Source organism: Amycolatopsis sp. NPDC059235 (assembly GCF_042754125.1).
Lineage (GTDB): Bacteria > Actinomycetota > Actinomycetes > Mycobacteriales > Pseudonocardiaceae > Amycolatopsis > Amycolatopsis albidoflava.
In genome coordinates, this window is the sequence record NZ_JBHZAG010000002.1 from 1 (window position 1) to 14131 (window position 14131).

17 protein-coding genes are annotated in these 14131 nt (G+C 71.5%); 10 read left to right on the forward strand and 7 right to left on the reverse strand.

The window, feature by feature from the left end:
• Nucleotides 1–135: 135 nt before the first annotated feature.
• Entirely contained in the window at nt 136–492 is a 357-nt protein-coding gene (locus ACFXI3_RS01380) for a hypothetical protein (protein ID WP_344276565.1), read from the forward strand.
• 11 nt (nt 493–503) lie between these two features.
• Nucleotides 504–1148, forward strand: coding sequence for a phosphate uptake regulator PhoU (locus ACFXI3_RS01385; RefSeq protein ID WP_344276563.1), 645 nt, complete (start codon nt 504–506; stop codon nt 1146–1148).
• Here ACFXI3_RS01385 and ACFXI3_RS01390 read toward each other — a convergent pair.
• The 4 genes from ACFXI3_RS01390 to ACFXI3_RS01405 all read right to left on the reverse strand — a co-directional run bounded on the left by ACFXI3_RS01390 (nt 1060) and on the right by ACFXI3_RS01405 (nt 4438).
• On the reverse strand, nt 1060–2283 hold the full coding sequence (locus tag ACFXI3_RS01390) for a phosphatase PAP2 family protein (RefSeq protein ID WP_378397337.1): 1224 nt from the start codon (nt 2281–2283) through the stop codon (nt 1060–1062). The two genes, ACFXI3_RS01385 and ACFXI3_RS01390, sit on opposite strands and share 89 nt — an antisense overlap.
• A 128-nt stretch (nt 2284–2411) precedes the next feature.
• A complete protein-coding gene (locus ACFXI3_RS01395; RefSeq protein WP_378397338.1) occupies nt 2412–2798 on the reverse strand; it encodes a hypothetical protein in 387 nt (128 codons plus the stop codon).
• Complete coding sequence (ftsW, locus tag ACFXI3_RS01400) at nt 2795–4003, reverse strand: putative lipid II flippase FtsW (protein WP_378397339.1); 1209 nt, start codon at nt 4001–4003, stop codon at nt 2795–2797. Before ftsW ends, ACFXI3_RS01395 begins: the two co-directional genes overlap by 4 nt.
• A 63-nt stretch (nt 4004–4066) precedes the next feature.
• A complete protein-coding gene (locus ACFXI3_RS01405) occupies nt 4067–4438 on the reverse strand; it encodes a winged helix-turn-helix transcriptional regulator (RefSeq protein WP_378397340.1) in 372 nt (123 codons plus the stop codon).
• A gap of 96 nt (nt 4439–4534) precedes the next feature.
• On the opposite strand from ACFXI3_RS01405, the gene ACFXI3_RS01410 reads away from it, so the two are divergent.
• Together ACFXI3_RS01410 and ACFXI3_RS01415 are read left to right on the forward strand one after the other, a co-directional pair.
• A complete protein-coding gene (locus ACFXI3_RS01410) occupies nt 4535–5362 on the forward strand; it encodes an alpha/beta fold hydrolase (RefSeq protein ID WP_378397342.1) in 828 nt (275 codons plus the stop codon).
• Nucleotides 5353–6477 carry a hypothetical protein gene (locus ACFXI3_RS01415; RefSeq protein WP_378397343.1) on the forward strand — a complete coding sequence of 375 codons (1125 nt, stop codon included), beginning with the start codon at nt 5353–5355 and terminating at the stop codon, nt 6475–6477. The genes ACFXI3_RS01410 and ACFXI3_RS01415 overlap by 10 nt, the downstream gene beginning before the upstream one ends.
• Here the strand turns inward: ACFXI3_RS01415 and ACFXI3_RS01420 are convergent.
• Entirely contained in the window at nt 6402–7415 is a 1014-nt protein-coding gene (locus tag ACFXI3_RS01420; protein ID WP_378397345.1) for a DMT family transporter, read from the reverse strand. The genes ACFXI3_RS01415 and ACFXI3_RS01420 overlap by 76 nt on opposite strands.
• A 92-nt stretch (nt 7416–7507) precedes the next feature.
• Here ACFXI3_RS01420 and ACFXI3_RS01425 point away from each other — a divergent pair, with 92 nt between their 5' ends.
• The 4 genes from ACFXI3_RS01425 (at nt 7508) to ACFXI3_RS01440 (ending at nt 10917) form a co-directional block, all read left to right on the forward strand.
• Nucleotides 7508–8398 carry a LysR substrate-binding domain-containing protein gene (locus ACFXI3_RS01425; RefSeq protein ID WP_378397346.1) on the forward strand — a complete coding sequence of 297 codons (891 nt, stop codon included), beginning with the start codon at nt 7508–7510 and terminating at the stop codon, nt 8396–8398.
• 72 nt (nt 8399–8470) lie between these two features.
• Complete coding sequence (locus ACFXI3_RS01430; protein ID WP_378397347.1) at nt 8471–9784, forward strand: FAD-binding protein; 1314 nt, start codon at nt 8471–8473, stop codon at nt 9782–9784.
• 50 nt (nt 9785–9834) lie between these two features.
• Entirely contained in the window at nt 9835–10191 is a 357-nt protein-coding gene (fdxA, locus tag ACFXI3_RS01435; RefSeq protein ID WP_344276535.1) for a ferredoxin, read from the forward strand.
• A gap of 33 nt (nt 10192–10224) precedes the next feature.
• Complete coding sequence (locus ACFXI3_RS01440) at nt 10225–10917, forward strand: helix-turn-helix transcriptional regulator (protein ID WP_378397348.1); 693 nt, start codon at nt 10225–10227, stop codon at nt 10915–10917.
• Nucleotides 10918–11211: 294 nt separating this feature from the next.
• Here the strand turns inward: ACFXI3_RS01440 and ACFXI3_RS01445 are convergent, their stop codons facing one another.
• Both ACFXI3_RS01445 and ACFXI3_RS01450 read right to left on the reverse strand, forming a co-directional pair.
• Complete coding sequence (locus ACFXI3_RS01445; protein ID WP_378397349.1) at nt 11212–11955, reverse strand: DUF2249 domain-containing protein; 744 nt, start codon at nt 11953–11955, stop codon at nt 11212–11214.
• A gap of 72 nt (nt 11956–12027) precedes the next feature.
• The gene (locus ACFXI3_RS01450; RefSeq protein ID WP_378397350.1) at nt 12028–12495 is read right to left on the reverse strand and encodes a hypothetical protein; all 468 of its coding nucleotides are present in this window, start codon (nt 12493–12495) and stop codon (nt 12028–12030) included.
• 134 nt (nt 12496–12629) lie between these two features.
• On the opposite strand from ACFXI3_RS01450, the gene ACFXI3_RS01455 reads away from it, so the two are divergent.
• Together ACFXI3_RS01455 and ACFXI3_RS01460 are read left to right on the forward strand one after the other, a co-directional pair.
• A complete protein-coding gene (locus tag ACFXI3_RS01455) occupies nt 12630–13628 on the forward strand; it encodes a zinc-binding dehydrogenase (protein WP_378397352.1) in 999 nt (332 codons plus the stop codon).
• 70 nt (nt 13629–13698) lie between these two features.
• Nucleotides 13699–14106 (forward strand): RidA family protein, encoded by a 408-nt coding sequence (locus tag ACFXI3_RS01460; RefSeq protein ID WP_378397354.1) that lies wholly within the window; start codon nt 13699–13701, stop codon nt 14104–14106.
• Nucleotides 14107–14131: the final 25 nt, after the last annotated feature.

Consider the following 14131-nt stretch of genomic DNA (forward strand, 5'->3'; position numbering starts at 1 on the left):
GACCAACACCGCGCGACAGCCGGCTTGCTGTCCGTGAAGGGCTCCTTGTGGGAATCAGATTCCCTCAAGGAGCCCTTCACGGCTCGCGGCCGGGCCCTGCGCGCGGAATCGGCGGCGGCCGTTTACGCTGGCCGCATGGCCGAAGGTGCGCTGTGCCGCGAACCGGTGGAGCTGACCGGGCGCGAGCGCTCGGTCCTGCGGAGCGTCGCGGTCCGCGGGACGGAGCCCGAGCTGTTCTGCGAGCTGGAGGCCGGGCACGGCCACGAGCACGCGACCCAGGTCGGCGGACGCGGCGAGGAGCCGCTGATGTGGCTGCGCTGGTGGCCCGGCCGCCGGGTGCTGGAGACCCGCGCGCTCTGCGGCGCGGAGTCCGACGAGGGCGTGTTCTGCCGGGTGCCCGGCGGGCACGAGGGCAGCCACAGCTACGAGCTGGCCGAGCCCGAGGAGGCCTGGTCGCTGGCCGACGCGGGCCTGTCCGCCGGCCGCCGGTAAAGTCGCTCGACATGCGCGAAGGCTTCCAGGACGACCTGAAACAGCTCGATGGGCGTCTGGCGGCGATGGCCGAGGCGGCCGCCGAGGCGATGCGCCGGGCCACCCGGGCACTGCTGACTACTGACCTGCCGCTGGCCGAGCAGGTGCTCAGCGGCGACGCCGAACTCGACGACGAGCGCGCCGCCTGCGAGGACGAGGCGTATTCGCTGCTCGCGCTGCAGGCACCGGTGGCGGGAGACCTGCGCGCTGTGCTGGCCGCGGTGTACTGCGCGGAGAAGATCGAGCGGATGGGCGATCTGGCGGCGCACGTCGCGGGCACCGCTCGGCGCGGCCATCCGGACCCGACCGTGCCCGCCGACCTGGAGCCGGTGTTCGCCGAACTCGGCGAGGTCACCTCGGCGATGGCCGAGCGGCTCGCCGACCTCGTGCACGGCGAGGCCCGCGGCGGCTACGCCGAACTGAGCCGCGCCGACGAGCGCGTGGACGCGTTGCACGCCCAGGTGATGGCGACGGTCACCGCGCCGGACTGGACGCAGGACCAGCGGATCGCGGTCGCGCTGAGCCTGCTCACCCGTTTCTACGAGCGTTTCGCCGACCAGGCGGTGTCGGTCGCGAAGCGCCTGGAGTTCGCCGCGACGGGCGATCTCCCGGGCTGAGGTCCGGCGGCGGACCGGCCGGAGCCTGATTCGACGGACGCGGCGGCGAGCCCGCGCCGCGCGACTGCGGCGGGCCTGCCGGACGGGGCTGTTGCGAGCGCGTCGGACGGGCTGGCGGCTGGTTGGCGCCGCGCGCCGGTGGTTGCTCGGGCGGACGGCCCGGGTTCTGCGGCGGCGCGTCGGCCGGACGGGGCTGGGGTTCCGCGGTGCGCATCGGCTGCGAATTCTGCCGCGGGCGGGCCGGACCGGGTTGCGGTTCGGCGGTGCGGATCGGTTGCGAATTCTGCCTCCGCGGCGGCGGACCCCCTGCGACACCGCCCTCCGGCTGCGGATTCCGCGGGCGAACCGGGCGACCGCTGGCGTCCTGGGGTGCTGAATCGGCGGGCCGGACCGGCCTGCGCGGGGGCAGAGAATCGGCGGGCGCGTCTTCGGGACGAACAGACGCGACATCGACGTCCCTGCGGCCACCGCGAGATCCCCGAGCCTTCTTCTCCGCCGGAGGAAGCACCGTCGTCGCCTCCGCACCTTCGGGCGCGACACCCAGCAACCCGAACGGCACCTTCCCCGAGAACCGCCGCACGAGCCCAGCCGCCGGAGTCAGCGCGTACCGCTGCAGCAGCAACGCCATCCCGGCCCCGAGCGCGAGCCCGATCAGCACGTCGTGCGGATAGTGCGCCCCGACGAACACTCGCGAGAAGCCCATCGTCGCTGCGAAGGCCGCGAGCCACGGTGCGCCCTTGCGCCAGGCGAAAGCCCCGCCGAGCGCGACCGCGGCCGCGATGGTCGAGTGGTTGCTGGGGAACGACCAGTCGCCCGGCGGCGGGCAGACGCCGACGATCGCCTCCGGCGGCAGTCCCCGGCACGGCCGCTGCTCGTGCACGAACGCTTTCACGATCTCGCTGAGCACGTACGCCACCACCGTGGCCGCAGGCACCAGCAGCGCCGCCGCCATCCGCTCGGGCGAGCCGGTCGGGCGGGCCCGCCACCAGAGCCAGGCGAAGAACGGGGCCACGAGGACCAGGCCGTAGGACGTGTACGCCAGTACGAGAGACTGCACCCAGCCCGGCATCGCCTGGGCGAAATGGGTGATCGCGTCGTACGTCTCGCTGCTGGAAGCTCCGGCCGTGGTCGCCATACAACCCCTCCCCGGTCCGCCGGTTCGCCTGGCGGCCATCTCGCGTTCACCCGAAGGTTACGAGCGTACCGAGCGGCGGAGAGGAGTCCGCGACGCCCCGTGAGTCCGCGGGGACTCTCCGGGACGGGTCAGGAGTCGGTGGTGTGCTTGCAGGCCACCGGCTTGCCGGGCGAGGGGGCGCTGGCCTTGGCGAGTTCCTTCTTCTTGTCCAGCAGGATCCGGCAGCGCAGGGTCGCGGCGGTCGAGGGAGTCGCGGTGACCGAGGCGTCTTGTCCGGCGCTGACCACGACGTCCTGTTTCCATGGCAGCCCGAGCGGGCCGGTGAGCTGGTGCGGCGCGACCTTGTCTTCGTAGCGGTTGCCCGATTCGCCGTAGGTGACGCCGGTGGCCGTGGTCTGCTGGTCGGAGGTGATCTCGTAGGTGATCGCCCACGACTTGCCGGTCGGGTTGGAGCACGCGGCGAGACTGGCGAGCGCGACAGCCGCGAAGGTCGCGGAGAGTGCCTTCTTGATCACGCTCGGACTGTACCGGAGGCCTTCTTCGGAAGCCCGGCGAGGAACGTCCGCGCCGCCGGTTCCTCGCGCGCGGCCTGGGCGAGAATGCCGAACTGCAGCATGGTGACCACCAGCGACGTCCCGCCCGCGGACACCAGCGGCAGAGTCACGCCGGTCACCGGCAGCGCGCCCGCGACGTAGCCGATGTTGATCAGCGCCTGCGCGACCAGCAGCAAGGTGGTCGTCCCGGCGACGAGCCGCACCCACGGATCAGTGACCCGGGACGCGGTGCGCAGGCCGATCACCGCGAGGTAGCCGAACAGCCCGAGCACCAGGAGGCAGCCGGCGAAGCCGAGCTCCTCGCCGACGAGCGCGAAGACGAAGTCGTTCTGCACGTCCGGCAGGTAGCTCCACTTCGCCGCGCCCCGGCCGAGCCCGACGCCGAACCAGCCGCCGTCGGCGAGGGCGTATTGCGCCTGCTGTGCCTGGTAGCCGCTGCCGCTCGCGTCGGGATTCGGCGAGAGAAAAGAAAGGATGCGCGCGAGGCGATAACTGGCGAAAAGGGCGAGTACGACGATTCCGACGACGCCGCCGGCGAGAATGGCGGCGAACAAGCGTTTCGGCGCGCCGGCGAACCACAGCAATCCCAAGGTGATCAGAGCGAGCGTGACCGTGCCGCTGAGATTCGGCTGGGCCAGCAGCAGCGCGCACAACGCGAGGGTCACCGGGATCAGCGGCACCAGCAGATGCCGCCAATGGTGCAGCACCCGCTGCTTCGACACCAGCAGATGCGCGCCCCAGAACACCAGCGCGACCTTCGCGATTTCCACTGGCTGCAAGGTGATCGGCCCGGCGGCGAGCCAGCGTTGCGCGCCGCCGTGGTCGGAACCCAGCGGGGTCAGCACGAGAAGCAGCAGCACGACCGCGGCGGCGAGCGCGGGGGTGGCTGCCTTGCGCAGACGGGAAAACGGGATGCGCAGGCCGAGCACGAAGGCGACCGCGCCGAGCGCCACGAAGGTCAGATGCCGGAAAAAGGCTTGGTACACGCCGGTTCCCGCGGTCGGGTTGGCCGCGGCGGCCGAGGAGGACAGCGCCATCACCGCGCCGAGCAGCGTCAGCAGCGCCCAGATCGCGGTGACGATCCGGAACGACGCGAGCGGATGCGCGAAGAACTGTCCGATTGCGTGCCGTGCGGGTTTGCTGTCCCGTTCGGTTGGCGACTCCACAGCGGGTGAGTGTGTGCCGTTTTCGCCGCGCGGTGGCTGACCGACTCGCCCGTGTGCGGAAAATTACCGTTCGGATTCCTGATTGGCCTGGTCGACGTCGGCCATGTGTTCTTCCGCCCACGTGCGCAATACCGCGAGCGCGGACTCCAGCGACGCGCCGAGCGCGGTGAGCCGGTAATGCACCCGTGGCGGCACGGTGGCCTCGACGCGCCGCGAGACGAGACCGTCGCGGACGAGGCTCTGCAGGGTCACCGAAAGCATCTTCTGCGACACCCCGGGGATCCGGCGGCGCAGGTCGGCGAACCGCACCTCGTCCGGCGCGGCCTCGGCGAGGATCTTGACCGTCATCGACGTCCACTTGGTCCCGATCCGGTCGAGCAGCCGCCGCGTCGGGCAGGCCGGGTCGAACAGATCGCCGCGGGCGGAGGGGGTCACCTCGGGCTCACCACCTGTCGGGAAAGTGCCGTCTTGGCGGCACGTTTGGAGTTACCTACCGTGTGCTGGTAACCAATGGTAACCACAGGAGGTCTGATGAACGCGGTGCGGCAGGTCGAGGCGAACGGGGTCCGGCTGAACGTCGCCGTCTCCGGGAGCGGTCCGGCGGTGGTGCTGCTGCACGGGTTCCCGCACACCTCGCGGCTGTGGGACAAGGTCGTCCCGACGCTCGCCGAGCAGTACCGAGTAATCGCGCCGGACCTTCGCGGCCTTGGCGCGAGCAGCCGTCCGGAGAGCGGTTTCGACGCGGGAACAGTTGCTGACGATGTCGCGGCCCTGCTCGACGCGCTGGAAGAGCCGAACGCGGAGGTGGTGGCGATCGACCTGGCAGTGGCGGGCGCGTTGCTGCTGGCGCTGCGGCAGCCGGAGCGCGTGCGCCGCCTGGTGCTGATGGAGTCGCTGCCGTGGGGTTTCCCGGCCAGCCCGCCGTGGTGGTTCGGCTTCCACGCGGTGCCGGGCCTCGCCGAGACTGTCCTTAATGGACACGAAGCGGAGTACGTCGGCTGGTTCCTCGACCAGGGCACGCTCGGCCGCGGTGTTCCGGCGGACCTCCAGGCAGCGTTCGCCGAGGCCTACACCGGGACCGACGCGCTCCGCTGCGCTTTCGAGTACTACCGGGCGCTGCCGGAAAGCGCCCGTCAGCTGACCGAAGCGGCGGAGAAGCGGCTGACCGTCCCGACGATGGCGATCGGCGCGAATCCCGTGGGCGAAGCCCTGGAGCAGCAGCTGCGCCCGATCGCCGACGACCTCACCGGGCACGTGCTGCCGGACTGCGGGCACCTGATCCCGCTGGACCGCCCGCGCGAATTCCTCGGTCTCCTGCTGCCGTTCCTGTCCCGGGAGATACTGGCCGGGTGTCGTTGACGTCCGAGCTTGCCGACCCGCGAGGGACACTCGCGCGCTGGTGTGCGCGGGTGTTCACCGGCACGGCCGCGGCCGCGCGCCGGGTCGAGGAGGCGACGAACGGGGTACGCCCGATCCGCCCGACGCTCGCGCGCCCTCCGCGTCAGCACTGGGCCGAGATCGGCGGCGCGTTCGGCCAGCGGATCGCGGACCTCGTGCAGCCCGCGCCGCCGTATTACGCGCTGCTCGGCATGGTGCGTGCGCAGTGGGGCAGCGGCCCGTGGGCGCACGCGCAAGCCGCGGAGTACCCGACGCACGACGAGCTCCCGCCGGAATACCGGGCACGGGCGCTCGGCATCCGTCCAGCGGCGGCGACCTGGCTCGACCTCGGCGACGGAATGCCGCACGGCGAAGCACTTCCGGGCGCCGAGGAGCTGTGGGGCGAACTGCTGGGACGCGCTCGTCGCTACCAAGCGCAGCACGCCCCGCCCGGCGTGCTCGGCGGGCCGGGCGCGGAAGCGGGACTGGCGCGGACGAACTGGGTGCTGTCGGCGTGCGAGGACATCTACCGCTCCGGCAAGATCGATCCCCGGCTCGCCCGAGTCGTCGACGGCGGCGGCACCATCGCGAACCTGCGCGCCCTGCCCGCCGACGCGGCGGTGACCGAGCTGGCGGAACTCGCGAAACGCTTACACGACAACGGTGCGCTGTGGGAACTGCGCCGCCTCGCCGGTGCGCCGCCCGAGGGCTATCCGCTCGGCGTCGCCGGGCCGACCATCGTGCCCGGCTGGGCGGACGGCGACCTCCTGCTCGGGAAGCTCGACCCGGAAGCGGGGATCGCCGAGGGCACGCTGCTGGACGTGAAGACCGTGCTGACCGTCGGCGACCCGGACCGCGCCGGGCGCTGGCTGTGGCAGATCCTGCTGTACGCCTGGCTGGACGTCGCCGACCTGTACCGGATCCGCGAGGTCGGACTGCTGCTCGGACGGCACGGAAAGCTGGTCCGCTGGCCGGTCGGCGAACTGGCCGCGGAGCTGCTCGGCGGGGACGGCCTGGTCGATCACCGCCGGGACGAGTTCAGGGACATGGCGCGGGGGCTGCTCGACTCGGCCGGGTTGAGCTTGGCCGACGGCTGACCCGCGGGCCGCTTTGTCGCGCCGCGACCGGCGAAGCAGACCGCGCCGAGCACGATCACGCACCCGGCGAGTTGCAGTGCGCCGGGTCGTTCGCTGAGCAGCAGGAACCCGAAGGCGACCGCGCCGACCGGTTGCAGCAGCATCATCGTCGCGCCGGTCGAGGCCGCCAGCCGAGGCAGCGCACCGGCGATCAGCAGCCACCCGATGACCTGGCCGACCAGGGCCAGCGCGGCGAACCAGCCGAGCGAGGGGAGGCTGGGCGCGAGGTCGAGGCGGCCGAACGGCAGTCCGAGCGCGACTGACACGAAGCCCGCCGACACGGTGGCCAGCGACAGCGAGCGGACCTGCGTCGCGGGGCTGCTGCTGAGCCGGAGCAACAGCAGGTACCCCGAGTAGCCCGCGCCCGCGGCGAGCGCGAAAACCATGCCCAGCACCGGGTTCGAGCCGCTCATCGACGAGCCGCTCATCGACGAGCCGAACACGCCGCCGGCGAGCACGATGCCGACGATCAGCGTCGGCGCGACGAACTTGAACCGCGGGTCCGGGCGCTCCTTGAGGAAGACGAACGCGAGCAGCGGCACGATCACGACCTGCACCGAAAGCAGCATGGTCGCGACGCCCGCGCCGACGCGCGGGATCGCCTCGCCCCACAGGACGAAGTCGAGGCCGAGGCCGAGCCCGGCCAGCAGCGGCAGCAGGATCTTCGCGCCGACGCGGGTCCGCCGCGCCTCGCTGAACGCCAGGATCGCGAGCAGCGGCAGCGCGAGGGCGCAGCGCCAGAACGCGCTGGTCGCCCCGCTGGCCCCGGAAACCTTGATGAGCACCGAGGTCAGCGCGATGCAGAGGCAGCCGGCCGCGGCCAGCAGCCGAGGGTCGGCGCGGCCGGTGAGCGCGGCGATCGGACCGGCGGTCGGCAACGGGGCGGATTCGGTGGTCATGCCTTCTATGGTGGGGGCGCTAACTATCAAGGACAAGTGAATGTTCCTGCGGAAAATCCAGTAGCATCACTACCGTGTTTAGTGTGGAGCGAATGCGCGCCCTGCATGCCGTCGCGCAGCACGGCTCGGTCGCCCGCGCGGCGGCTGCGCTGCACGTCACGCCGTCCGGGGTGTCGCAGCAACTGGCGAAGCTCGAGCGGGAGGCGGGCTTGGCGCTGCTGGAGCCGCGCGGCCGGACCGTGCGGCTCACGCGCGCCGGGCAGGTGCTGGTCGGACACGCCGAGCGCGTGCTGGCGCAACTCGCCGAGGCGCGCACGGATCTCGAACGGCTGCGCGAGGACGTCTTCGGGCCGTTGCGGATCGGTTCGATCGCGACCTGCGTGCACGCCCTGCTCCCGCCCGCGCTCGCGACGCTCACCGAACAGCACCCGCGGCTGAACGTGACGCTGGGCGAGGGCGAAGCCGAACAGACGTTGCCGAAGGTGCTCGCCGGCGACCTCGACGTCGCGGTGTTCGAAAGCTGGGCGGACCGGCCGACCGTGGTGCCGCCCGGGATCACGCAGGTCACGCTGTTCTCCGACGTCGCCGATCTGGCGCTGCCCGCCGGGCACCGGCTCGCGCACCGGCGCACGGTCGATCTCTCCGAGGTGGACGACGTGTCGTGGATCAGCTGGACCGGCCGGTCCGGCTGCTACGAATGGCTCGTGCACGTGCTCCGTTCGCAGGATCTGGAGCCGCGGATCAGTTGCACCATCGGGAGTTACGTGACGCAGCTGGCGCTCGTCGCGGGCAACGTCGGCGCCGCGCTCGTCCCTCGGCTCGCGCGCGGACCGGTGCCCGAAGGCGTCCGGATGCTCGCGACCCGGCCGGTGCTGAACCGCACGATCATCGCCGCGTGCCGGTCGGGCGAGGAGGCGCACGGCGGGGTCCGGGCGGCGCTGGAGGCGCTCAGCGAGGCGTCGGCGACTTATGTGAATCACTGAATTTCCTTGCGCGGCTGCCTTTTCCGGCTCGTTCGGCCCTAGAGTCGGAATCGACGAGCAGGGGAGCCGCCCATGACTGCCGAGGATGCCGCCCGTGCTTTGCGGGCTCGATTGCCCGCCGGGCAAGTGCACACCTCCGGTCCTCAATACCAATCGGCGGCGACGGTCTGGAACGCCGCCGTCGCCGCGCGGCCGGACGTGGTCGTGGAATGCCGGAGCACAGCGGATGTCCAAGCCTCGGTGCGGGTCGCACGCGAATTGGGCCTGCCGTTGTCCGTGCGCAGCGGCGGCCACGACTGGGCCGGACGCGCGCTGGCGGACGGCGGGATCACGCTCGATCTGCGTCCGTTGAACCGGGTCGCGGTCGATGCCGGACGGCGAGCCGCGGTGGTCGGCGGCGGGGCGCAGTCCAACGATGTGCTTGCCGCGGCTGAGGTCCACGGCCTGACGGCGGCTGTCGGCACCATCGGCACGGTCGGCTTCGCCGGGCTCGCGCTCGGCGGCGGATACGGTCCTTTTCTGGGGAAATACGGGCTCGCCGCGGACAATCTGCTCGGTGCCGAGATCGTCCTCGCGGACGGCGAAGTGGTGCTCGCCAATGCTTCGCGGCTGCCGGATCTGTGGTGGGCGCTGCGGGGCGGCGGCGGAAACTTCGGCGTGGTGACGTCGCTGGGCGTGCGATTGCACGCGCCACCGCAGATCACCACCGGCCCAGTCTGGTACCCGGCGGCCGACGCCGCCCGGGTCTTCGCCGCGGTAGCGGAAATCCAGGCCAGCGCGCCCGACGAGTTGACCGTGCAGACCGGTGTGCTCGCCGGTGCCGACGGTTCGCTGTGCGTCATGGTCTGGCCGACGTGGTGTGGCAATGCCGATCCCGACAGCTTCCTCGCCCGGCTCGGGACGCCGCTCGCGGCGGAGATAGCGCCGGTGTCGTCGTACGCGGAGGAGATCGCTCGCCGGGACGCGATGTTCCCCGGCGGCCGGTCGGTCACCATCCGGACGCGGTCGTTCCCGGCGTTCACCCCCGAGATCGTCTCGGTGCTGGTCACGCAGGCGGAATCCCGGACCTCGCCGTTGTCCGGACTGTCGATCCACCACTTCCACGGCGTCGCCGCCCGGATCCCGGCGGCGAGCACGCCTTTCCCGCTGCGGGAGGACCATGTGATGGTCGAGGTGCTCGGATTGGGAGAGGGCACCGACGACCGGTCCTGGGCGGATGCCACGTCCGCCGCGCTGGCCCCCTACGCCCTGCCTGGCGCGTACGCGAACCTGCTCGGCCCGGACGTGCCGTCCGCCGAGCCCTTCGGCCCCCACACCGCCCGGCTGCGGGACATCAAGCACCGCTACGACCCGGACGGAGTTTTCCGCGCCATCCCGCTGGCTTGACCCTTTTACCGAGTACATTGGTGAAAAAGCCAGGGTGAAAGGAGCGGGCCGTGGCGTATGTGATCGCGGAGCCGTGCGTGGACGTGACGGACCGGGCGTGCGTGGACGAATGCCCGGTGGACTGCATCTACGTCGGCGAACGCTCGCTCTACATCCACCCGGACGAATGCGTCGACTGCGGCGCCTGCGAACCGGTGTGCCCGGTCGAGGCCATCTATTACGAGGACGACCTTCCGGAGCGCTGGCGCGGCTACGCCGGGGACAACGCCCGGTTCTTCAGCGAAACCCTGCCTGGCCGCGACGCCCCGCTGGACAGTCCTGGCGGCGCGGCGAAACTCGGCGACCTCGGGGTGGACACGCCCTTGGTCGCCGGGCAGCCGCGTCCGGACCTTTCCGCGCAGCAGTAGTTTGCCCTAGTCCACTCAGTTAAACTGTTTCGCATGAGCGAGCAGACGCTGACCGATCCGCCCGGCTCCCGCACGCTGGGCGAGAGCCGGGCACGGGTGCTGCACGCGCTGCGCTCGGAGGGCGGTCCGGTCGCGGTGCAGGACGTCGCCGTGCAGGTAGGACTGCACCCCAACACCGCGCGATTCCACCTGGACGGCCTCGTCGACTCCGGCCTCGCCGAACGCCGCATCGAAGACCGCGCCCGCCCCGGCCGCCCGCGGACGGTCTACGTCGCGGTCGCCGAGGAAGCCGCCGAGGGACGGCGCAGCTACCGGTTGCTCGCGGAGATGCTCACCGGTCTGATCGCGGAAAACGTCGCCGACCCCGGCAAAGCCGCGGAATCCGCAGGCGAAGCGTGGGGCCGCTACCTGGCCGACCGCCCGCCCCCGACCCGGCGCGTCGACGAGGCCGAGGGCCTCCGGCGACTGTCCACTGTGCTCAGTGACGCCGGCTTCGCCCCGGACGCAGTGGACGACTCGGAGCGTCCGGTGATCCGGTTGCGGCACTGCCCGTTCCGGGAGATCGCCGAGGAACGCCGCGACGTGGTGTGCGGTTTGCATCTCGGGCTGATGCGCGGAGTGCTGGCCGAGGTGCGCGCGCCGTTGACCGCGGAGAGGCTGGAGGCGTTTGTAGAGCCGTCGTTGTGTTTGGCGCACTTGAAACCGGCGGGGAAACGTCGTCGCTAGGCTCTTGCCGTGGCCGCATGCTCCCGGGTGGCTCGCGCGGGGCGAGGTCATCGAGCACGCGGATCACCTTCTGTCGGCAGTGATCCTCACCTTGCAGGATGCGGAACCGAGCTGATCGCCGAGTACTCGCCAGTTGTCTGATGTGGACGGACACTGCGGCGAAACCCGAAGCACGGACTCCGCCGCGCGCGATCGATCGGCGGCAGGGGCGTGAACCCGGTCCGCGGCGGCCGGGGCGGGGGAGACCGGCCGCCGCGGGGGACGCGCCGAAGGGGGTCGGCGCGGGCACAGGGGTCAGGCCGGGACCGCGGCGCGCCCGATCCGGACCTGCCACTTCTCCGGCCCGGATTCCACGTACTCCCAGGTGAAACCCTCGCCGTGCGCGGCGGCGAACTCGCGGCGCAGCGGCTTCGGGTCGTGGTTGTTGACGAGCACGAACGATTCCCCGGGCGCGAGCCGCGCGTAGCGGCCGAAGATGCGCGGATGCCGGGTGCCGTGCGGGATTTCGCGGACGTCGAGGATTTCCAGGCTCTCCAGTTCGCCGCCGTCGAGGAGGGTGCGGAGGTCGTCGACGAGGACGGGGAGGTCGGCTCCGGGCAGGTCGGCGAGTGCGGGCAGGAGGACATTCGTCTCGGCGTCCAGGTAGGCGGCGAGAAGCGCGTCCAATGCCTGTGCGGCATGGCTGACCTGGGCTGAGGTGTCGGCTTGCCGCAGCTCGTCGACCGAGTGGAGCACGGAGTCCTGGATCCGGCGCAGGGCCCGGACCAGCAGCCGGGTCGCGGGGGCTCCGGCGGCGGTCGCGTTGAGGGCGCGGTCCGCGGCGGACAGGTACCCGGTCAGCGGGCCTGTGGCGAACGCGGTCAGCCGCGCGTTGGCCTCCGCGCGAGCGCTGCCGTCGAGCTGAAGTTCCGTGACCACAGCGGCTTTTTCCCGGTACTCGGTGAGAATCCGGCCGGCTTCGGCGCGGAGGGCCTGGCTGGCCCGGAGCGCCGGGTCGGTGCTGGTGCCGCTGATGTATACCTCGGACGCGCCGGTCACGGGAACCTCCCGGAAAGAGTATTTCCGAGAATAATAGTGTAAAAGAGCGGGCTGGTGGACGTGACGTGGGACTCAGCGCGGGCCGATCCGCGCGAGGACGAGTCCGACTGGGATGCTGACCAGCAGCAGTACGACCAAGGCCTGGAAACCGTGGCGCACCCAGCGCGCGCGGCCGCCCGGCGATCCGCCGCGCACACCCAGGACCAGCAGTGCCAGGCCAACGACCAGAACCGCGCCGCCGAGGTCGACGACGGGCGTTGCGCCGGAGAGCGTTCCGCCCAGTACGGCGGCATTTCCGGCGTTCCAAGCCGCGACTTGAGCGACGACCAGCAGCCGGGCGGGCGGTGCCGGGGAGAGCAGTGCCTGTCCGACCCCGAGGCCGATCTGCGCGATCCCGCCGACCAGCACCAGATAGGCGACCGCCCACGCGCCGTGCGGGGTCGGATGCGGGGCGATGACCGCGGACGCGAGACCGCCGGTGACCGTGCACCCGATGCCGAGAGCGGCGAACGGCGTCGCGGCGGCGAATCGAGGAATCATATATCCAAACTATCTAGTGAAAAATATCGGCTCAGCTCTGGTCAGCGCGACGGGGTCCGGCGCGAAAATTCCCCGCTGTGACGGGATTCGCCCGGGCGCGGCAGCGGACGGTCCCGGCTGTTAGGTTCGCGGACGTGACAACAAAAGCGATGCGGGCAGTGGTCCACGAAGGCGCGGCGGGAGTCGGCGGGGTGCGGGTCGCGGAGGTCCCGGTGCCGCAACCGGGGCCGGGCGAAGTGCTGGTCCAGCTGAAAGCGGCCGGGTTGAACCACCGGGATCTGTTCATCGTGGACAGTCGCGATCCGGCCGGTCCCTTGGCCGTGCTGGGCTCGGACGGCGCCGGAGTTGTCGTGGCGACGGGCGCGGACACGTCTGTCGAGGTGGGTGCCGAGGTCGTCATCAACCCGTCCCTCGAGTGGGCGGAGCCGGACGTGGTGCCGGAAGTCCCCGCCATCCTCGGGGTGCCGACGAACGGCACGCTGGCTGAGTACGTGGTGGTCCCGGCGGGCAATGTCCTGCCGAAGCCCGCGCACCTGAGCTGGACCGAGGCCGCCGCGCTGCCGCTGGCCGCGCTCACCGCGTACCGGGCGCTGTTCACTCGCGGCGGGCTGACCGCCGGGGAACACGTGCTGCTGCCCGGCATCGGCAGCGGGGTCGCGACGTTCGCCCTCGCCATGGCCAAAGCCGTGGGCGCGACGGTCAGCGTCACCTCGCGCAGCCCCGAAAAGCTCGCCAGGGCAACGGAACTGGGCGCCGACCGGGCGATCGGCAGCAGCGGCGACTGGGCCGCTGAACTCGGCGAACCGGTGGACCTGGTCGTCGACAGCATCGGCTCGGCGACCTTCGACGCGTGTCTCTCCGTGCTTCGCTCCGGCGGCCGGATGGTGACGCTCGGCGCGACCACCGGCCCGGACGTCGAGCTGTCGCTGCGCAACCTCTTCTTCCGGCAGATCAGCCTGCTGGGCACGTCGATGGGCAGCGCGCGGGAGTTCTCGCGGATGGTCGAGCTGGTCACGGAACACCGGCTGCGGCCGGTGGTGCACCACGTCTACGACCTCGCGGACGGGCCGCGCGGGCTGGCCGAACTGGCGTCGGGGGACCAGTTCGGCAAGCTGGTGGTCGCGATCGGCTGACCCGGCCGGTGATTTTTTGTCGGTGCCTCGTGGTGAACTGTGGACACGAACCAAGGGAGGGGAACACCTGATGAGCAAGCGCTGGAATCCCGGGACGGTCGCGGCGCCGGTCGGCCGCTACAGCCACCTCGCGCAGATTCCCGCCGGCCACGAGCTGCTCGTGGTGGCCGGTCAGATCGGCGCCCGGCCGGACGGCACGCTCGCCGGCCCGGACGCGGAAGCGCAGACGCGCGAGGTGCTGGCGAACATCGAACGCGTGCTCGCGGCGGCGGGCGCCGGGCCGGAGCATCTGGTCAAGGTCTTCAGCATGGTCGCGGGCACCGAGCACCTGCCCGGTTTCCGCGCGGCGACCGGCGACGTGTTCAGCCGGTGGTTCCCGGGGAGCGACTGGCCGACGCAATCGCTGATCGTCGTGTCCGCGCTGGCGAAACCGGAGCTCTTCGTGGAAATCGAAGCGATGGCGGCGGTGCCCCGATGAACCTGCTCTCGGAACGACAGGAAGC